Genomic DNA, 18,302 nt, shown 5'->3' with positions numbered 1-18,302 from the left:
GGGCCGGGCGGGCGCGGTGGGCGCGACGCGGCGGCCGGCGGGCGGACGCGTACCCTTGGGCATCATGAGCGTTCCGTCCACCACGCCGCGTCCCGCCGTGGAGCCGTCGATCTGGCCCCGTCTGGAGCCGCTGCTGCCCCAGGTGACCAAGCCCATCCAGTACGTCGGTGGCGAGCTGGGCGCGGTGGTCAAGGGCTGGGACGCGGCGGCCGTGCGCTGGGCGCTGATGTATCCCGACGCGTACGAGGTGGGCCTGCCCAACCAGGGCGTGCAGATCCTCTACGAGGTGCTCAACGAGCTGCCGGACGTGCTGGCCGAGCGGACGTACGCGGTCTGGCCCGACCTGGAGAAGCTGATGCGCGCCCACGGCGTGCCGCAGTTCACCGTCGACGCCCACCGCTCGGTGCGCGACTTCGACGTGTTCGGCGTCTCGTTCTCCACCGAGCTGGGCTACACCAACCTGCTCACCGCGATCGACCTGGCGGGCATTCCGCTGCTGGCGGCCGACCGCACCGACGCCGACCCGGTCATCGTGGCCGGCGGGCACGCCGCGTTCAACCCGGAGCCGATCGCCGACTTCGTCGACGCCGCCGTGCTCGGCGACGGCGAGGAGGCGGTCCTGGAGATCACGGCGATCGTCCGGGAGTGGAAGGCCGAGGGCTCCCCGGGCGGCCGGGACGAGCTGCTGCTGCGGCTGGCCCGCACGGAGAGCGTCTACGTGCCGCGCTTCTACGACGTGGACTACCTGCCCGACGGCCGGATCCAGCGGGTGGTGCCGAACCGGGCGGACGTGCCGTTCCGGGTGCACAAGCGCACGACGATGGACCTGGACGCCTGGCCGTACCCGAAGAAGCCCCTGGTCCCGTTGGCCGAGACGGTCCACGAGCGGTACGCGGTGGAGATCTTCCGGGGGTGCACCCGGGGCTGCCGGTTCTGCCAGGCCGGCATGATCACCCGGCCGGTGCGGGAGCGGTCCATCACGACGGTGGGGCAGATGGTGCAGCAGGGGCTGGAGTTCTCCGGCTTCCACGAGGTGGGCCTGCTGTCGCTGTCGTCGGCCGACCACTCGGAGATCGGCGACATGTGCTCGGGCCTGGCCGAGCAGTACGCCGGCACCAACGTGTCGCTGTCGCTGCCGTCGACGCGGGTGGACGCGTTCAACATCGACCTGGCGCAGGAGCTGTCGCGCAACGGCCGGCGCACCGGTCTGACCTTCGCCCCCGAGGGCGGGTCGGAGCGGATCCGCAAGGTCATCAACAAGATGGTGTCGAAGGAAGACCTGATCCGCACCGTCGTCACCGCGTACACCAACGGCTGGCGGCAGGTGAAGCTCTACTTCATGTGCGGCCTGCCCACCGAGACCGACGCCGACGTCCTGGAGATCGCGGACATGGCGCACGAGGTGATCCGGGCGGGCCGGGCCGCCACCGGCAGCAAGGACATCCGCTGCACGGTCTCGATCGGCGGGTTCGTGCCGAAGCCGCACACCCCGTTCCAGTGGGCGGCGATGGAGCGACCGGAGGTCATCGACCACCGGCTGCGGCTGCTCAAGCAGGCGATCAACGCCGACCGGTCGCTCGGCCGGGCGATCGGCTTCCGCTACCACGACGGCGAGCCGTCGCTGATCGAGGGACTGCTCAGCCGGGGCGACCGCCGGGTCGGCGCGGTCATCCGGCGGGTGTGGGAGAACGGTGGCCGGTTCGACGGCTGGAGCGAGCACTTCTCGTACCAGCGGTGGGTGGACGCCGCGGCCGAGGTGCTGCCGGCCTTCGGCGTGGACCTCGACTGGTACACCACCCGCCAGCGCGACGAGCTGGAGGTCCTGCCCTGGGACCACCTGGACTCGGGCTTGGACAAGGACTGGCTCTGGCAGGACTGGCAGGACGCCCTGTCCGAGTACGAGCAGGACGACTGCCGATGGACCCCGTGCTTCGACTGCGGCGTCTGCCCGTCGATGGACACCGAGATCCAGATCGGCCCCACGGGCAGGAAGCTGCTCCCACTGACCCCGGTCAACGGTGCCGGGCTGCGGATTCCCGCCCCCACCCCGCAGTGATCCCCCCGCGCGGGATGATCAACCGATCCGAGGAGCACGACGATCAGTAGGAAACCACAGCCGGAGGGCGGGCAGGCGCCGGTCGTCCAGCGCGTCCGCATCCGGTACGCCAAGCGTGGGCCGTTGCGGTTCACCTCGCACCGCGACTTCGCCCGCGCGTTCGAGCGGGCGCTGCGGCGGGCCGGGGTGCCGATCGCCTTCTCCCAGGGCTTCACCCCGCACCCCAAGATCTCGTACGCCAGCGCGGCCCCGACCGGGGTGGCCAGCGAGGCGGAGTACCTGGAGATCGGGCTGCGGGAGCCGGTCGACCCGGGGCAGCTCCGGGCGGCGCTGGACGCCGCGCTCTCGCCCGGGCTCGACGTCCTCGACGCGGTCGTCGCCGCCGGGGGCAGCCTGGCCGACCGGATCGAGGCGTCGTACTGGCGGATCGAGCTGCCGGAGGTGGAGCCGGCCGTGCTGGAGCGCGCCGTGGCCGCTTTCACGGCGGCGGGGGAGGTTCAGGTCGAGCGGATGACGAAGCAGGGGCGGCGCACCTTCGACGCCCGCGCGGCAGTCATGAAGATCGATGTGATCCGGTCCGTCGAGACGCCTTCCGGGGCACCGGGCGTGTCGTGTGCGATACTCGAACTGGTCGTCCGGCAGGTCACCCCGTCCGTGCGACCCGATGACGTCCTTTCCGGCCTGCGCGCGGTGGCCGACCTGGAGCCGCCGGTCTCCCCGAGGGTGATCCGGCTGGCGCAGGGCACGTTGACCGCACAGGGCGAGATCGTCGATCCGTTGGACGCGGATCGCGACGGGGCAGCCATCGTGTGAGCGTTGACCGACGGTCAGCGTTCTGGCAGGCAGACTTCGGCGGTCGCGCAGCTCGCGCGCCCGGCGGAAACACTTTTGCGGCGACCCTGCGTGGCAGCGCTCACCCGCGCCCGGGGCAGCCAGAACTGGAGAACGTCCATGCTCGAGAACGAGCCCGAGGGCGGCGAACGGACCGGTTCCCAGCCGGCCGGCGACACCGCTGACCGCACCACCGACACCGGCCGCGCCGGCGGTGACACCGTCACCGGCACGGCGGATCTCACCGCGGGCGGCCCCACCGCAGAGGGGGCGGCCCCGGCCGGCGGGCCCACCGCCGCGCAGGGCGAGGCCGCCGGGGATGCCGCCGCCGAGGCGCCGGCCCCGCCGCCCCGCAAGCGGGCCACCCGTCGGCGGGCCACCCCGCTGAACCAGCCGGAGCAGACCGAGGCTCCGGTGGAGGCGTCCACCTCCGCCGGCTCGGCCAGCGGGGAGGCCCCCCAGGCCGAGGTCCTCGCCCCGGTCGCCGGTGAGCTGGAGGAGGCGCCGAAGACGCCGCGGCGACGCCGGAAGGCCACCACCGCGAAGGCGACGGCGGAGCCGATCGTCGCCGCCGCCGCGGAGGAGGCCGGCGCGGAGGTCGTACCCCCGGTCAAGGTCACCCGGACCCGCCGCCGCAAGGCCGCCGCGCCCCCGGCGGAGGCCCCGGCCGCCGAGCCGGCCGAGGCCGCCGCGCCGGGCGAGCAGCCGACGGAGGCCGCGCCGACGCCGGCCGTGGTCGAGCCGCCGGCAGCCCAGCCGCCGTCCGCTGCCGCAGCCCAGCCGGATGCTGCCGCTGCCGGCGGTGCCGTGGACCAGCCGGCAGCCGGCGCGACCGAGGCCAGCCAGCCGGCCGCTTCCGGCCGGGCCGCCGCCGGGCGTGGCCGCCGCCGGTCCAGCGGCGCCGAGAACCGTTCCGGGGAGGTGCCGCCCGGGGTGGCCGTCTCCGGTGCCGTCGAACTGCCGGCCGGCACCGCCGAGGCTGCCGAGATCATCGAGCTGGCCGAGCCCGCCCAGGCCGCCGAGCCCGCGCAGGCCAGCCAGCCCGTCGAGGCCGCCGAGCCCGCCACGCCCAGCGAGCCGGTCGAGGCCGCCGAGCCGAGGACCCGCCGGCGGCGGGCCGTCCTCTCCGCGCCGACCGTCCTCTTCATGGCCCCGCAGCCGGACGAGCCGCCGGTCGCCCGCGTCGTGGTGTCGACCCCCGTCGAGCCGGAGCCGGTCGAGGAGCAGCCCGAGCCGGCCCGCCGGCGTCGCCGCGCCCGGCGCGAGGTCGAGCCGGTCGAGCAGGCCGAGGCACCGGAGGTCGAGGAGGAGCCGGCCGCCGAGGCGGAGGAGCCCGAGGCCGCCGAGGACGAGGAAGACGAGGAGAGCGCCGCCCGTCGGCGTCGCCGCCGGGGACGCCGGGGCCGGGGCCGGGGCAAGGGCGGCGCGGACGAGGCCGACGACGACGAGGCCGAGGAGGCCGCCCAGGCCGAGGAGCCCGAGGCCGAGGGCGACGAGGACGAGGGCGAGGGCGAGACCGACGAGGGCGGGGACGGGCTGACCCGTCGTCGGCGGCGTCGCCGCCGCCGGGGCGCCGGGGACACCGACGGGGGCGCCGACGACGGCGTGCCGACGGTCGTCAAGATCCGGGAGCCGCGCAAGGCCGTCGACGAGGTGCAGGGCGTCTCCGGCTCGACCCGGCTGGAGGCCAAGCGGCAGCGCCGCCGGGACGGCCGGGAGCAGCGCCGGACCCGCCCGCCGATCCTGAGCGAGTCCGAGTTCCTGGCCCGCCGGGAGGCGGTCGACCGGGTGATGGCCGTCCGCCAGCGCGGTGACCGCACCCAGATCGCCGTCCTGGAGGACGGCGTGCTGGTCGAGCACTACGTCACCCGCAACTCCTCCGGCACCATGGCCGGCAACGTCTACCTCGGCAAGGTGCAGAACGTCCTGCCGAGCATGGAGGCGGCCTTCGTCGACATCGGGCGCGGCCGCAACGCCGTCCTGTACGCGGGCGAGGTCAACTGGGACACCACCGGCCTGGAGGGGCGGGCCCGGTCGATCGAGCAGGCCCTGCGCTCCGGCGACTCGGTGCTGGTGCAGGTCACCAAGGACCCGATCGGGCACAAGGGCGCCCGGCTGACCAGCCACATCGCGCTCTCCGGCCGGCACCTGGTCTACGTGCCGAACGGCAACGCCTCGGGCATCAGCCGCAAGCTGCCGGACACCGAGCGTAAGCGGCTGCGCGACGCGCTCAAGAAGCTGGTCCCGGACGGCGCGGGCGTGATCGTCCGGACCGCCGCCGAGGGGGCGAGCGAGGACGAGCTGGCCCGCGACGTCAAGCGCCTGCAGGCCCAGTGGGAGGACATCCAGGCCAAGGCCGCCTCCGGCGGCGCCCCGGTGCTGCTCTACGAGGAGCCGGACCTGGTCATCCGGGTCGTGCGGGACCTGTTCAACGAGGACTTCCGCGAGCTGGTGATCGAGGGCGACGAGTCGTACGGGATGGTCGAGTCGTACCTGTCGCACGTCTCGCCGGACCTGGTCGACCGGGTGCGCCGGCACGCCGGCACGACCGACGTGTTCGCCACGTACCGGATCGACGAGCAGATCCTCAAGGGCCTGGACCGGAAGGTCTTCCTGCCCTCCGGCGGCTCGCTGGTGATCGACCGCACCGAGGCGATGACCGTCATCGACGTCAACACCGGCAAGTACACCGGCTCCGGCGGCAACCTGGAGGAGACGGTCACCCGGAACAACCTGGAGGCGGCCGAGGAGATCGTCCGCCAGCTCCGGTTGCGCGACATCGGCGGCATCGTCGTGATCGACTTCATCGACATGGTGCTGGAGTCGAACCGTGAGCTGGTGCTGCGCCGGCTCACGGAGTGCCTCGGCCGGGACCGCACGAAGCACCAGGTCACCGAGATCACCTCGCTCGGCCTGGTGCAGATGACCCGCAAGCGGATCGGCGCGGGGCTGCTGGAGGCGTTCAGCGAGCCCTGCGAGTGCTGCAAGGGGCGGGGCCTGATCATCCACACCGAGCCGGTGCCGGAGAAGCCCCGTTCGGGCGGCGGCGCGGGGGAGAAGGTCAAGGCGGTCGCCTCGGCGGCCCCCGCCGCCGCACCGGCCCCGGCCGAGTCGGTCGGGGGGGCGGCGTCGCGGCGTCGGGCGCGCAAGAGCGCGGCCCCGGAGCGCACGGTGGTCGAGGTGGTCGAGGCGCCGGCCGACGCCGACACCGAGGCCGACTACCACGACACGATGGGCTACGACCTGTCCCGGTACGAGGCGGACACCGCCGCCGCGCCGGCCGTGGCGGACAGCCAGCAGGGCGAGTCCGCCCGGCTGGCGGGTGCCGACGACCCGGACGCGCTCGGCGACGACGAGGGCGACGGCGACGGCGGCGACACCGGTGGCAGCCGGCGGCGCTCCCGCCGGGGCGGCACCCGGCGGCGTACCCGCCCGTGACCGGCTGACCGGCCGCGCGTTTCGCAGGGCCCCTGCCCGGGTGACAGCACCGGGGCGGGGGTCCTGTCGCGTGCCGGACCCCGGTTAGGATCGGCCACCCCCGGTCAGGAGAAGAAGAATGCGTCGTCTGCTCGCCCTCACCGTCGCCGCGGTCGTCCTGTCCGCCACGGCGGCCTGCTCCGCCGAGCGCTCCGGCTCCGACCCCGCCGACGGGCCGGGCGGCTCCTCCCCGGCGGCGGCCGGCGGGGCCACCCCGGGCGGCGGGGGCGCGGCACCCGGCGCGTCGGGCGGGCCGCCCGCCGCGAGCGGCGCGGCCGGGGGGAACGCCCCGGAGGTCTGCGCCGCCGCCCAGCAGGCCAGCGGCGCGGCGGTCCGCACGTACGTGGCGGAGCTGGGCCGGATGATCGGTGCGGTCGGCGCGAGCGACAGCGCCACGGCGGAGGCTGCCCGCAAGCGGGCGGAGGCGGCGTTGACCGGCTGGCGCACGGCGCTGCGGGAGCAGTCGACCCGGGCGACCGACCCGCAGCTGCGGACGCTCCTGGCCGACCTCGCCACCGAGGTGGGGATGCTCGGCACCGACGTGGACGCGATCGACGAGGAGGAGCTGGACGAGCTCCAGCAGCGCCTCGACCAGCTCTGCGCCCGCTGACCGGCTCCCCGCCGGCAGGCGGGACGGCGCACCCCGGTTTGGGTGTCGCCCCGCCGATGGCGTACGCTATCTTGCGGCGCACTTTGGTGTGCCGTGTTCCCGCGTGCCCGCGCCGCCGCGCTTCTGCTACCCGGCGAGCCGCCGAGGGAACGACCGCCAGCAGCCTCAACGACAGGGAGTCCGCCTCCGATGTACGCGATCGTCAAGACCGGCGGCAAGCAGTACAAGGTCGCCGAGGGCGACGTGATCGAGGTCGAGAAGCTCGCCGGTGCCCCCGGCGACGCGGTGAAGCTCACCGCGGTGCTCCTCGTCGACGGTGACGACCTGGTGACCGACGCGGCGAAGCTTGCCGAGGTCGCGGTGTCCGGCGAGATCGCCGCGCACACCAAGGGCCCGAAGATCAAGATCCACAAGTTCAAGAACAAGACCGGCTACCACAAGCGCCAGGGTCACCGCCAGCCGCTGACCCAGGTCAAGGTGACCGGCATCTCCAGCGGGAAGTAGGTCGTCCTCAGATGGCTCACAAAAAGGGTGCGTCCAGCTCGCGTAACGGCCGTGACTCCGCGGCCCAGCGGCTCGGCGTGAAGCGCTTCGGTGGTCAGGTGGTCAGCGCGGGTGAGATCCTCATCCGGCAGCGTGGCACCAAGTTCCACCCCGGTGACCTGGTCGGCCGTGGCGGCGACGACACGCTTTTCGCGCTGGCTGCCGGCTCGGTCCTGTTCGGCACCAAGCGCGGTCGCAAGACCGTCAGCATCGTGCCGCAGCAGTAGTTTCGACGCGTCGCGGGCCGCGGACCGGTTGGTCCCGGCCCGCTTCGCTTTTCTCGTACGTGCGGGGCGTCTCCCGCTGGAAGGATTGACGACGTGACGATGTTCGTGGACCGGGTCGTCCTGCACCTGCAGGCCGGCGACGGCGGGCACGGCTGTGTCTCGATCCACCGGGAGAAGTTCAAGCCGTTCGGCGGCCCGGACGGCGGCAACGGCGGGCACGGCGGCAGCGTGACGCTGGTCGTCGACCCGCAGGTGCACACCCTGCTCGACTTCCACTTCCACCCGCACGTCAAGGGCGAGAACGGCAAGGGCGGCGCGGGCTCGAACCGGGACGGCGCGAACGGGCGCGGCCTGGTGCTGAAGGTGCCCAACGGCACCGTCGTGCAGACCCCCGGCGGCGAGGTGCTGGCCGACATGGTCGGCGCCGGCACCACGTTCGAGGTGGCCCGGGGCGGCCGGGGCGGCCGGGGCAACGCCTCGCTGGCCAACGCCCGGCGCAAGGCGCCCGGCTTCGCCGAGCTGGGTGAGCCCGGCGAGCAGCTCGACGTGGTGCTGGAGCTCAAGAGCGTCGCCGACGTGGGCCTGGTCGGCTTCCCGTCGGCCGGCAAGTCGTCGCTGATCTCGGTCATCTCCGCCGCCAAGCCGAAGATCGCCGACTACCCCTTCACCACCCTCGTGCCGAACCTGGGCGTGGTCCGGGTCGACAACCACACCTTCACCGTCGCCGACGTGCCCGGGCTCATTCCCGGCGCGGCCACCGGCAAGGGGCTCGGGCTGGAGTTCCTCCGGCACGTCGAGCGCTGCGCGGTGCTGGTGCACGTGATCGACACGGCGACGCTGGAGCCGGGCCGGGACCCGCTGGCCGACATCGACGCCATCGAGTCGGAGCTGAGCCAGTACGGCGGGCTGGCCGACCGGCCCCGCCTCGTCGCCCTCAACAAGATCGACGTGCCGGACGGCCGGGACCTCGCCGAGATCGTCCGCGCCGACCTGGAGGCCCGTGGCCTGCGGGTGTTCGAGGTCTCCGCGGCGACCCGCGAGGGCCTCAAGGAGCTGATGTTCGCCATGGCGGAGCTGGTCGAGAAGGCCCGCGCCGCCGCCCCGCCGGCCGAGCCGACCCGGATCGTCATCCGTCCGAGGGCGGTCGACGACACCGGCTTCACCATCACCGCCGAGCCGGACGGCTCGTTCACCGTCCGGGGCGACCGGCCGGAGCGCTGGGTGCGGCAGACGAACTTCGACAACGACGAGGCCGTCGGCTACCTGGCCGACCGGCTGGCCCGCCTCGGCGTCGAGGACAAGCTGGCCAAGGCCGGGGCGAACCCGGGCGACCTGGTGCGGATCGGCGAGCGCGAGTTCGACTGGCAGCCCACCCTCTACGCGGGCGTCGACTTCGTCCCCGGCAACCGGGGCACCGACGTGCGGCTGGAGGAGAAGTCGAGCCGCCCCTCGGCCGCCGAGCGGCTCGCCGCGCGCAAGGCCCGCCGGGTGCGGCCCGCCGACGAGCTGGGGGCCGACGTCACCGACGACGAGCCGACCGCCGCCGAAGACCTCGCCGACGACCTCGACGACGAGCAGTGGGCGAGCGACGAGAAGTAGGCGGCGTCGGGGAGCGGCCCGGCGACGCGACGACGACCGCTCGTGGGGCCTCCGCCGGCGGGTCGCCCGCCGGAAACCTGCCGGAAATCCGCCGCGCCTAGCTTGACGGGATGCTGATCGAATCGCGGCCCACGACCGACCCGGAGATCGCCACCCTGGTCGTGGCGCAGCAGCGTGAGCTGCGCGAGGCCGACGGCGGGCTGGACGGGCAGGTGACCGTCACCCACGACGACATCCGCTACCTCGCCGTCGTCGACGCCGGCCGGGCCGTCGCGTGCGGCGGCATCCAGGAACTCGACCCGCGCACCGGCGAGCTGAAGCGGATGTACGTCCGGCCCGCCTTCCGGGGCCGGGGGATCGCCCGCCAGCTGCTGGCCGCCCTGGAGGACCTGGCCTTCCAGCAGGGGTACGCCGAGCTGCGGCTGGAGACCGGCAGCTACCTGCCGGCGGCCATCGGCCTCTACACCTCCTGCGGGTACGCCCCCATCCCCGTGTACGGCGAGTACGTCGACAACCCGTACAGCCGCTGCTTCGCCAAGCGACTCCCGGTGGCCGCTTGACGGCGCGGGCGCGCGCCGGCCGGGCGGGGTGGCCCGGTCAGGGGCGGTCGATCGGGTCGTCCAGCCGACCGCCCGTGCCCACCCGGTTGGACAGCAGCAGGCCCAGGGCGAGCATGCCGAGGCCGAGCAGCAGGTGCAGGAAGTCGTCCGCGCCGTTGAGCGGGATGAAGTTGGCCGCGCCGTGCTCGTTGCCGGCGAACCTGACGAACAGCCCGTAGAGGCAGAGCCCGAGGTAGAGCGCGCCGCCCCCGGCCAGGAAGAGCCGGGCCCCGGCGACGCTGCGGGCCAGGGCCAGTCCGGCCAGCCCGAAGACCAGGTGCAGGGCGTTGTGCAGGACCGAGACCTGGAACAGCCCCAGCAGCTCGGCGCCCGAGTGGTGCCCGGCGAAGGTCAGGTCGTCGTACCCGGTGGTGATGCCGGGGACGAAGCCGAGCACCCCGAGCAGGAGGAAGAGCGCGGCCACCGCGACGGCGGCCACCTGCACCCGGGCCCGTGGGCGCTGCCGGTCACGCGCCATCGATGTCACCTCCGTGGATCAGCAGCCCCCGACGATCCTCCATTGTGTGTGCGCGGCGACACGTTCCGCAGAGAAACCGGGAATCAGGTGTGGGCCGGTGGAGCGAGGGTAGGTCAAAAGACGCCGGCGGGATGAACGCTGGCGAATCCCCTGAATTGACTACCGCGACGGCTTTCCGAGCGGAAGGGACATCATGACCTACGATCTCTCACCCACGACGTCCACGTACGGGCAGGAGTCCAGCAACGGCCACGGCGTACGCGATCAGGCCCGCCAGGTGGGCTCGGAGGCCGCGCACGCGGGCGGCGCGGTCGCGCAGACCGCCCGGGAGCAGGGCCGCGAGGTCGTCGGCGAGGCCGCGCGGCAGGCCCGCAACCTCTACGGCGAGGCCCGTGACCAGCTCGCCGGGCAGGCCGGGGAGCAGCAGCGCCGGGCGGCCGGCGGGCTGCGCTCGCTGGCCGACGAGATGCGCGCGATGGCGCAGCACAGCGGCCAGTCCGGCCCGGTGACCGAGCTGGCCCACCAGGCCGCCGAGCGCGTCAACGGCGTGGCCGGCTGGCTGGAGGAGCGGCAGCCCGGCGACATCCTCACCGAGGTCAAGGACTACGCCCGCCGCAACCCGGGCACCTTCCTCGTCGGCGCCGCCGTGCTCGGCGTGCTCGCCGGCCGGCTGACCCGGGGCCTGTCCGCGGCGTCCGACGGCACCGGCGGCGGCTCGACCGGGGCGTACGACCCGGAGCGCACCGCCGTCATCCCGACGCCGCCGGCCCAGCGTGCCGTGCCGGACCAGATCCCCCCGGGCGGCTACCTCGACCCGACCCCCGAGGTCGGCCACACCGGCCAGGGTGCGGCCTACCCCGACCCGGGCACCACCACCGGCTACGCCGACCCGGCGGACGGCACCGGAACGCCGCTGCCCCCGGTGACCCAGACCGACCCGCTGCCGGGCGTGCCGTCCAGCGGCGCTTCCCGCCCGTGAGCCGTCGAGCCAGCCGAAGGGAGGAGACGGCATGACCGCGCCGACGCAGGACCCGGGACTGGACTCCGGGTACCACCCCGCGGGTGCCCCGCACACCGCGGACGAGGTCAGGAGCAGCTCGATCGGTGAGCTGCTGCGCCAGGTGAGCACCGACCTGTCCACGCTGATGCGCCAGGAGGTGGAGCTGGCCAAGGCCGAGATCCGCCAGGAGGGCAGGAAGGCGGGCAGGGCCGCCGGACTGTTCGGCGGCGCCGGCTTCGGCGGGTACATGGTGGCGCTGTTCCTGTCGATCGCGCTCTGGGCCGGGCTGTCCAACGTGCTGGACGCCGGCTGGGCCGCGTTGATCGTCGCCGTGCTCTGGGGCGCGATCGCCGCCGTCCTCTACTCCATGGCCAAGAAGCACGCCCAGCGCGTACGCGGCCTCAGGCAGACCAACGACAGCGTGCAGCGCATTCCCGACGCGCTCAAGCCCCACCCGGAGGGAGTCACCCGATGAGCACCGATCCCGACCAGATCCGCCGGGAGATCGAGGCCACCCGCAACAGCCTCAGCACCGACGTGGACGCCCTGGCGTACAAGGCCAGTCCCGGCCGCATCGTCGACGACCGCAAGCAGCGGGCGCGCAACGCGCTGCAGAATGTGAGGGACAAGGTCATGGGCACCGCTTCCGACTACGGCCACAGCACCGGACACGCCGCCCACGCGGTGGCCGACCGGGCGTCGTCGGCCGCGTCCACGGTGAGCGACAAGGCGCACTCGGCGGCCTCCACCGTCGGCGACGCCGCCCAGCGGGCCCCGCAGGTGTTGCGGGAGAAGTCCGAGGGCAACCCGCTGGCCGCCGGCCTGATCGCCTTCGGCGTCGGCATGCTGGTCTCCTCCCTGATCCCGGCGAGCCGCCGCGAGCAGCAGGTGGCCGCCCAGGTCAGGGAGCGGGCCGGCGCGCACGCCGGCGCGGTGAAGGAGAAGCTCGGCGAGGTCGCCGGCGAGCTGAGGGAGGAGCTGCGCGAGCCGGCGCAGCATGCGGGCGAGTCGGTGAAGGCCACCGCCCAGGACGCCGTGCACGCCGTTCGCGACGACACCCGGTCGGCCGCCCACGACGTGAAGGACCACGCGCAGCAGTCCCGCGACCAGGTACGGTACTGACCGAGGAGATCCCGCCGCCGCATCCGTCGGCGGCCCGGCCGTCCGGTCAGGAAGGGCCCCCTGGCAACAGAACGCGTCGACAGGGGGCCCTTCCTCGCGTCTCCGTCAGGCGGTGCGGCGCACGTCGGCGATGACGAGGCCGCTCGGCGGCAGGGCGGGCATCCGCCGCAGGTCGATCGCGAGGTCCTGCGGCGGGACCTCGTAGCGCATGGTCGTGGTCAGGTTGGTGACGGCCCGCTTCAACAGCTCGATGGTGATCCACTCGCCGGCGCAGCGGTGGCCGGTCAGGTGCTCGCCGCCGCCCTGCGGCACCAGCGCGTACGGGTCGCCGCGCCAGCCGGCGAAGCGCTCCGGACGGAACCGTTCCGGCTCGGGCCAGAGCGCCTCGTGGTGGTTGGTGCCGTACAGGTCGAGCAGCACCCGCCGGCCCTGCGGGAAGTGGTGCCCCTGCCAGTCGAAGGAGCGCCGCACCCGGGCGGCGGCGACGGGGAAGAACGGGTAGTAGCGGCGTACCTCCTGCACGAAGCACTCGGTGGCGTCGTCGTCGCCGCGCACCTGGTCGCGCCACTGCGGGTGGTCGTGCAGGGCGAGCGCGGCGAAGACCACGAAGCGGTCGACGGCGACGGTGGGTCGCAGCACGTTGAGCAGCTCCACGGCGGCGATCCGGCGGGGCAGCAGCTGCCCCCGGCCGTCCCGGTGCTCGGCGATCGCCCCCAGCGCGCTGCCCGGCGGGGCCGGCAGGGCGCCCACCCGGGCGCGTTCGACGACCTCCCCGAGCCACCGCTCGCTGCGGCGGCGGCCGACCCGGCCCCGCCAGTGCCGGGGGCCGAGCGCGGTGGGCCCCTCGATCATCGACCGCATCACGGCGGTGCGCCGGGCCACCTCGGTGTCGGCCAGCGGCACGCCGGCCCAGGCGCAGACGGCCCGGGTGAGCAGCGGGGCCACCTCGTCGTGCAGCACCACCCGGCCGGCGCGCTCCCAGGCCGGCACCCGGGCCCGCCACTCGTCGTCGAAGAGCTGGCCGAGCTGCCGGACCGCCGACGGCGTCATGATCGACATGAACATGGCCTTGCGGTCGTGGTGGGCCGCCCCGTCGAGGCCCTGCACCCCGCCCACGCCGGTGAGGGTCCGCTGCATCCGCTTCGGTGCCGCGCCCGCCCGGACGAAGCGCTCGGGGTCGTAGAAGATCGCCGCCGCCGGTCGGCCGCGCAGGCAGATGGTCGGTTCGAGCAGCAGCCTGGTCTGGAAGATGTCGGTGCCGTACCGGTCGCAGCGGTCGCCGATGAACCGGTAGCCCTCCCGCAGCAGGGCCAGCGTGCTGTCCGGGCTGCGGTCGGCCGGCATGCTGGCCATCGGACCCCTCCTGACGTTCCCCGCCCGGTGGCACCGCGCGGTGGGGGTTCGTCTACCCACGTCGCGGCGGCCGAATCCCCGCCGCCCCGGTTGAACCCGGTCGAGGTCGACGGCGCGGCGTCGGCCCGCGTGGCGGGTGCCGGCTGGCCCCTCCCAGGGCGTCGGGAACCTGGTTGGCTGGAGCGCACGGGCCGGCGACCGGTCGGTCCGGGGCGCTCGGGCCGCCGGTGGCGGGAGCGTCCGGGCAGTCACGACGGGGAGGACACATGCGGGAGAACGCGTCGCGATACTGGCGACAGCGGCGGGCGGTCGACGCGCTGGGCGCGGGCCGGGCCGGCGGCGGGGAGCCGGTGGGCCCGCTGCTCGCCCGGCCCCGCCGGGAGCAGCGCCCACCGCGCTGGTTCACCGTGCATCTCGGCTTCGCCGCCGCCGGGCCCGACCTGGCCCGCGAGCTGGCCGTGACGTACGCCGAGGGGCTGAGCGTGCTCCGCCCCGAGCTGGCCCTCGGGGCCGCCGCGCTGTCCCCGGCCGACGCCTGGCACCGGGCCGAGCGGCTGTTCTGCGGGGCGATCGGCCCCGACGGGGAGCGTTGCGCCGACGTGGCCGGTCACCCCGGCTTCCATCACGCCCCGGGCCCCGGCGGCCTCGGCTGGGGCGACGGCGACTGACGGGCGTTTCGGGCGGTTCGCGCGGTTAGGGCGGTTCGGGGCCGGGCCGTGACCGGCTGCCGCTCCCGGGGACGCACGTCGGCGTGCCGTCCCCGCGGGCGACAGGCGGTCGCGGCCCGGCGGCCCGGTTCAGTCCAGGTCGAACTCGCCGTCCTGGGCGCCGGCGACGAACGCGTCCCACTCGGCCTGGGTGAAGACGAGCACCGGGCCGTCCGGCTCGGCGGAGTTGCGCATGCCGATCAGGTCGTCGACGAAGGCCACCTCGACCGCGCCTTCCGAGGTGTCCCCCTCGGCCCGCTGCCAGACCGCCCGGGACAGGTCAAAGTCGCCCTTGGGGTGCTGACCCATTGTTGCTTCCTCCATCGCATGCCGTGACGGGAAACGAGTGTGGTTCCCCATCGGGCAGGATAAGCGGATGCCGAGCCTGAGCCGTGTAGAGGCGACCGCGCGTGGCGCGTTGATTACCGTCGAGTCCTACCACGTGGACCTCGACCTGACCGCAGGCGAGGAGCGGTTCCGCTCGCACGCCACCATCCGCTTCCGGGCGACCCCCGGCGCGGAGACCTTCGTCGAGGTGCTGCCCGCGCAACTGCTGGGGGCACGCCTGAACGGGCGGCCCCTCGACCCGGCGACGCTCGCCGGCAACCGGCTGCCGCTGACCGGCCTCGCCGAGGCCAACACGTTGGTCGTCGAGGCCGAGATGGCCTACTCGAACACCGGCGAGGGGCTGCACCGGTTCGTCGACCCCGCCGACGGCGAGACCTACCTCTACGCCATGTCCTTCCTGGACAACGCGCAGCGCATCTTCGCCGCCTTCGACCAGCCCGACCTGAAGGCACCGGTCCGGCTCGCCGTCACCGCCCCGCCGCAGTGGACGGTCGCCGCCAACGGCGCGCTGGCCGCGACGCCCCGGCCGGGGCGCTGGGAGTTCGCCCCCACGGCCCCGCTGGCGCCGTACCTCGTCACGCTGATCGCCGGGCCGTGGCACGTGCGCCGCGCCGAGCACGACGGCGTCCCGCTGGGCGTCTGGTGCCGGCGGTCCCTCGCCGCCCACCTGGACGCCGACGTCGAGGAGATCCTCACCGTCACCCGGCAGTGCCTGGACCGGTTCCACGAGCTGTTCGCCGAGCGCTACCCCTTCGGCAAGTACGACCAGGCGTTCGTGCCGGAGTTCAACGCCGGCGCGATGGAGAACCCGGGCCTGGTCACCTTCCGCGACGACCTCGTGTTCCGCTCGGCGGTCACCGACACCCAGCGCGAGCTGCGGGCCACCACCATCGCCCACGAGATGGCCCACATGTGGTTCGGCGATCTGGTCACCATGCGCTGGTGGGACGACCTGTGGCTCAACGAGTCGTTCGCGGAGTACCTGGGCACCCGGGTCACCGCCGAGGCGACCCGGTTCGCCGGGGCGTGGACGACGTTCGCGCTGCGCCGCAAGGGCTGGGGGTACGCGGCGGACCAGCGCCCCTCCACCCACCCCGTCGCGCCGGAGGAGGTCGCCGACGCTGCCCTGGCGCTGCTCAACTTCGACGGCATCTCGTACGCCAAGGGCGCCAGCGTGCTGCGCCAGCTCGTCGCCTGGCTCGGCGACGACGCGTTCCTGGCCGGGCTGAACGCCCACTTCGCGGCGCACCGGTTCGGCAACGCCACCCTCGCCGACCTGCTCGGCGCGCTCTCCACCGCCGCCGGGCGGGACCTGTCGGGCTGGGCCGAGCGCTGGCTGCGCCGGGCCCAGGTCAACACCCTGCGGGTCGACGTGACGCTCGACGCCGACGGCCGGTACGCGGACGCGGCGATCGTGCAGACCGCCCCGGCCGGCCACCCGGTGCTGCGCCCGCACCGCGTCGGCGTCGCCCGGTATGCCGCCGACGGCACCGTCACCCGCGACGAGGTCGACCTCGACCCGGATTCCGACGGCGGCCGGACGGTCCTCGCCGGGCTGCGCGGGCAGCCGGCCGCCCAGCTGCTGTTGCCCAACGCCGGTGACCTCACCTTCGCCAAGATCCGCCTCGACCCCGCCTCCGTCGACGCGGTGCCGCTGGTGCTGCCGACCCTGGCCGACCCGCTGGCCCGGGCCCTGCTGTGGGGCGAGGCGCTGGACGCGGCCACCGACGGCGAGCGGCCCGTCGCCGCCCTGGTGGAGCTGGTCGCCGCGGCCCTCCCCGGCGAGACCGAGGTGATCATCGTGGAGGACGTGCTGCGCACCGTCCGGCCGCTGGTCGACCGCTATCTCGACCCCCTCGCCCGGGACGCGGCGCTGCTCCGGCTCGCCGGTGCCGGCCAGCGCCTGCTCGCCGCCGCCGAGCCGGGCGGGTCGCGGCAGCTCGCCGCCGCCCGGGCCCTGATCGGGGCCAGCACCGACGCCGACCTGCTCGCCGGCTGGCTGGCCGGCGACGGCGTCCCCGCCGGGCTGGCCGTTGACGCCGAGCTGCGCTGGGCGCTGCTGGGCCGGCTCGTGGTGCTCGGCGCGGCAGGGGAGGCCGAGATCGCCGCCGAAAGGGCGGCCGACCCGAGCGCCACTGGCGCCGAGCGGGCCGCCCGGTGCCGGGCCGCGCTGCCCGACCCGGCCGCGAAGGCGGCGGCGTGGGAGATCGTGGTGCGCAACACCGAGCTGTCCAACCGGCTGGTCGAGGCCGCCGCGCAGGGGTTCTGGCATCCCGAGCAGGCCGAGCTGACCGGGCCGTACGTCGAGCGGTACTTCGCCGACATGCCGGCGGCGGCGCGGAGGCGTACCCCCTGGGTGGCCGACCAGGTCGCGGCCGACGCCTACCCCCGCTACGCCGTGGCGCAGCCCACCCGGGAGCTGGCCGCGGCACTGCTGGCTTGCGACGACGTCACGCCCGGCCTGCGCCGGGTGGTCACCGACGCCGACGACGACCTGCGCCGTGCCCTGGTGGCCCGCACCGCCGTGGCCGCCGCCTCGGCCTGATCCGCCGCGGCCCGGGGCCCGGAACGCCCCGATCCGTCCCGCTTTCGGTCTTCCCTCGGCCCCGGCCGCGCCCGCGGCCCGGGTCGGGGGAGGGGCCGAGAACCGGGCCGGGGGCGCCGCCGCGCGCTGCCCGCATACGATCTGCGGGTGCGGGAAGACATCCGGCGGGTCGGGATCATGGGCGGCACGTTCGACCCGATCCACCACGGTCACCTGGTCGCGGCCAGCGAGGTGGCCGACCGGTTCGGGCTGGACGAGGTCGTCTTCGTGCCGACCGGGCAGCCGTGGCAGAAGGCGGACCAGCCGGTCACCCCGGCCGAGGACCGCTACCTGATGACCGTCATCGCCACCGCGTCCAACCCCCGGTTCCAGGTCAGCCGGGTCGACATCGACCGGGGCGGGCCGACGTACACCGTCGACACGCTGCGCGACCTGCACGCCGAGTACGGGCCGAAGGTGCAGCTCTACTTCATCACCGGCGCGGACGCGCTGGAGCGGATCCTGTCCTGGAAGGATCTCGACGAGATCTTCGCGCTGGCCCACTTCATCGGCGTCACCCGCCCCGGGTTCGAGCTGACCGACAAGCACGTGCCCGCCGACACGGTGAGCCTGGTGCAGGTGCCCGCGATGGCCATCTCGTCGACGGACTGCCGCGCCCGGGTGGCCCGGGGCGAACCGGTCTGGTATCTGGTGCCCGACGGTGTGGTGCAGTACATCGCGAAACGGCGCCTCTATCAGCAGTGATCGCGCCGGATATGCGGTCGTTCGTCCCCGAAACCGGCCAGAACCGACAGGTCGTCACGCGGA

Annotated in this window: 17 protein-coding genes; 14 read left to right on the top strand and 3 right to left on the bottom strand. The window is 74.5% G+C overall.

Going from position 1 to position 18,302, the window contains the following annotated elements; translation table 11 throughout:
• The first annotated feature begins 64 nt into the window (after nt 1-64).
• The 8 genes from LPU61_RS15570 to LPU61_RS15535 all read left to right on the top strand — a co-directional run bounded on the left by LPU61_RS15570 (nt 65) and on the right by LPU61_RS15535 (nt 9,903).
• Nucleotides 65-2,056, top strand: a complete 1,992-nt coding sequence (locus LPU61_RS15570; protein WP_043969217.1) for a TIGR03960 family B12-binding radical SAM protein — start codon at nt 65-67, stop codon at nt 2,054-2,056.
• 99 nt (nt 2,057-2,155) lie between these two features.
• Nucleotides 2,156-2,869, top strand: a complete 714-nt coding sequence (locus tag LPU61_RS15565; RefSeq protein ID WP_305071945.1) for a TIGR03936 family radical SAM-associated protein — start codon at nt 2,156-2,158, stop codon at nt 2,867-2,869.
• Nucleotides 2,870-3,007: 138 nt separating this feature from the next.
• On the top strand, nt 3,008-6,325 hold the full coding sequence (locus LPU61_RS15560; protein WP_229405265.1) for an Rne/Rng family ribonuclease: 3,318 nt from the start codon (nt 3,008-3,010) through the stop codon (nt 6,323-6,325).
• Nucleotides 6,326-6,443: 118 nt separating this feature from the next.
• A complete protein-coding gene (locus LPU61_RS15555; RefSeq protein ID WP_229405264.1) occupies nt 6,444-6,974 on the top strand; it encodes a hypothetical protein in 531 nt (176 codons plus the stop codon).
• A 189-nt stretch (nt 6,975-7,163) separates the two neighbouring features.
• Complete coding sequence (gene rplU, locus LPU61_RS15550) at nt 7,164-7,478, top strand: 50S ribosomal protein L21 (RefSeq protein WP_007072512.1); 315 nt, start codon at nt 7,164-7,166, stop codon at nt 7,476-7,478.
• A gap of 11 nt (nt 7,479-7,489) precedes the next feature.
• The gene (gene rpmA, locus LPU61_RS15545) at nt 7,490-7,744 is read left to right on the top strand and encodes a 50S ribosomal protein L27 (RefSeq protein ID WP_043966727.1); all 255 of its coding nucleotides are present in this window, start codon (nt 7,490-7,492) and stop codon (nt 7,742-7,744) included.
• Nucleotides 7,745-7,837: 93 nt separating this feature from the next.
• The gene (gene obgE / locus LPU61_RS15540; RefSeq protein WP_229405263.1) at nt 7,838-9,343 is read left to right on the top strand and encodes a GTPase ObgE; all 1,506 of its coding nucleotides are present in this window, start codon (nt 7,838-7,840) and stop codon (nt 9,341-9,343) included.
• 110 nt (nt 9,344-9,453) lie between these two features.
• Nucleotides 9,454-9,903, top strand: a complete 450-nt coding sequence (locus LPU61_RS15535; RefSeq protein ID WP_043966731.1) for a GNAT family N-acetyltransferase — start codon at nt 9,454-9,456, stop codon at nt 9,901-9,903.
• Between the two features lie 37 nt (nt 9,904-9,940).
• On the opposite strand, the gene LPU61_RS15530 is transcribed toward LPU61_RS15535, so the two are convergent.
• Nucleotides 9,941-10,420, bottom strand: a complete 480-nt coding sequence (locus tag LPU61_RS15530; protein ID WP_043966733.1) for a DUF4383 domain-containing protein — start codon at nt 10,418-10,420, stop codon at nt 9,941-9,943.
• Between the two features lie 193 nt (nt 10,421-10,613).
• Here LPU61_RS15530 and LPU61_RS15525 point away from each other — a divergent pair, with 193 nt between their 5' ends.
• Genes LPU61_RS15525 through LPU61_RS15515 form a run of 3 tightly spaced genes read left to right on the top strand, consistent with a single transcriptional unit; the run spans nt 10,614 to nt 12,542 of the window.
• Nucleotides 10,614-11,399: a hypothetical protein gene (locus LPU61_RS15525; protein WP_043966734.1), complete on the top strand. Its 786-nt coding sequence runs from the start codon at nt 10,614-10,616 to the stop codon at nt 11,397-11,399.
• Nucleotides 11,400-11,430: 31 nt separating this feature from the next.
• Nucleotides 11,431-11,895 carry a phage holin family protein gene (locus tag LPU61_RS15520; protein WP_229405262.1) on the top strand — a complete coding sequence of 155 codons (465 nt, stop codon included), beginning with the start codon at nt 11,431-11,433 and terminating at the stop codon, nt 11,893-11,895.
• On the top strand, nt 11,892-12,542 hold the full coding sequence (locus LPU61_RS15515) for a DUF3618 domain-containing protein (protein WP_229405261.1): 651 nt from the start codon (nt 11,892-11,894) through the stop codon (nt 12,540-12,542). The genes LPU61_RS15520 and LPU61_RS15515 overlap by 4 nt, the downstream gene beginning before the upstream one ends.
• A gap of 105 nt (nt 12,543-12,647) precedes the next feature.
• Here the strand turns inward: LPU61_RS15515 and LPU61_RS15510 are convergent, their stop codons facing one another.
• On the bottom strand, nt 12,648-13,895 hold the full coding sequence (locus LPU61_RS15510; RefSeq protein ID WP_229405260.1) for a cytochrome P450: 1,248 nt from the start codon (nt 13,893-13,895) through the stop codon (nt 12,648-12,650).
• Nucleotides 13,896-14,161: 266 nt separating this feature from the next.
• On the opposite strand from LPU61_RS15510, the gene LPU61_RS15505 reads away from it, so the two are divergent.
• Nucleotides 14,162-14,563, top strand: coding sequence for a hypothetical protein (locus LPU61_RS15505; RefSeq protein WP_077938726.1), 402 nt, complete (start codon nt 14,162-14,164; stop codon nt 14,561-14,563).
• A 129-nt stretch (nt 14,564-14,692) separates the two neighbouring features.
• On the opposite strand, the gene LPU61_RS15500 is transcribed toward LPU61_RS15505, so the two are convergent.
• Nucleotides 14,693-14,911, bottom strand: a complete 219-nt coding sequence (locus tag LPU61_RS15500) for a DUF397 domain-containing protein (RefSeq protein WP_013287999.1) — start codon at nt 14,909-14,911, stop codon at nt 14,693-14,695.
• A gap of 67 nt (nt 14,912-14,978) precedes the next feature.
• On the opposite strand from LPU61_RS15500, the gene pepN reads away from it, so the two are divergent.
• Nucleotides 14,979-17,495 carry an aminopeptidase N gene (gene pepN, locus LPU61_RS15495; RefSeq protein ID WP_229405259.1) on the top strand — a complete coding sequence of 839 codons (2,517 nt, stop codon included), beginning with the start codon at nt 14,979-14,981 and terminating at the stop codon, nt 17,493-17,495.
• A gap of 147 nt (nt 17,496-17,642) precedes the next feature.
• The gene (gene nadD, locus LPU61_RS15490) at nt 17,643-18,239 is read left to right on the top strand and encodes a nicotinate-nucleotide adenylyltransferase (protein ID WP_043966745.1); all 597 of its coding nucleotides are present in this window, start codon (nt 17,643-17,645) and stop codon (nt 18,237-18,239) included.
• Nucleotides 18,240-18,302 lie beyond the last annotated feature (63 nt).

This window comes from Micromonospora sp. NBRC 110038, assembly GCF_020884815.1.
Lineage (GTDB): Bacteria > Actinomycetota > Actinomycetes > Mycobacteriales > Micromonosporaceae > Micromonospora > Micromonospora haikouensis.
The sequence above is the reverse complement of the archived record's forward strand: the minus strand, read 5'-3'. Positions and strand labels throughout refer to the sequence as shown.

Excerpts from the sequence above, each read along its gene's own strand:
- rpmA (WP_043966727.1), top strand. The coding sequence starts at position 7,490 with ATGGCTCACAAAAAGGGTGCGTCCAGCTCGCGTAACGGCCGTGACTCC.
- LPU61_RS15505 (WP_077938726.1), top strand. The coding sequence starts at position 14,162 with ATGCGGGAGAACGCGTCGCGATACTGGCGACAGCGGCGGGCGGTCGAC.
- LPU61_RS15510 (WP_229405260.1), bottom strand. The coding sequence starts at position 13,895 with ATGGCCAGCATGCCGGCCGACCGCAGCCCGGACAGCACGCTGGCCCTG.
- LPU61_RS15525 (WP_043966734.1), top strand. The coding sequence starts at position 10,614 with ATGACCTACGATCTCTCACCCACGACGTCCACGTACGGGCAGGAGTCC.
- LPU61_RS15500 (WP_013287999.1), bottom strand. The coding sequence starts at position 14,911 with ATGGGTCAGCACCCCAAGGGCGACTTTGACCTGTCCCGGGCGGTCTGG.
- LPU61_RS15570 (WP_043969217.1), top strand. The coding sequence starts at position 65 with ATGAGCGTTCCGTCCACCACGCCGCGTCCCGCCGTGGAGCCGTCGATC.
- pepN (WP_229405259.1), top strand. The coding sequence starts at position 14,979 with ATGCCGAGCCTGAGCCGTGTAGAGGCGACCGCGCGTGGCGCGTTGATT.
- LPU61_RS15515 (WP_229405261.1), top strand. The coding sequence starts at position 11,892 with ATGAGCACCGATCCCGACCAGATCCGCCGGGAGATCGAGGCCACCCGC.
- LPU61_RS15520 (WP_229405262.1), top strand. The coding sequence starts at position 11,431 with ATGACCGCGCCGACGCAGGACCCGGGACTGGACTCCGGGTACCACCCC.
- LPU61_RS15560 (WP_229405265.1), top strand. The coding sequence starts at position 3,008 with ATGCTCGAGAACGAGCCCGAGGGCGGCGAACGGACCGGTTCCCAGCCG.
- LPU61_RS15530 (WP_043966733.1), bottom strand. The coding sequence starts at position 10,420 with ATGGCGCGTGACCGGCAGCGCCCACGGGCCCGGGTGCAGGTGGCCGCC.
- rplU (WP_007072512.1), top strand. The coding sequence starts at position 7,164 with ATGTACGCGATCGTCAAGACCGGCGGCAAGCAGTACAAGGTCGCCGAG.
- LPU61_RS15555 (WP_229405264.1), top strand. The coding sequence starts at position 6,444 with ATGCGTCGTCTGCTCGCCCTCACCGTCGCCGCGGTCGTCCTGTCCGCC.
- LPU61_RS15535 (WP_043966731.1), top strand. The coding sequence starts at position 9,454 with ATGCTGATCGAATCGCGGCCCACGACCGACCCGGAGATCGCCACCCTG.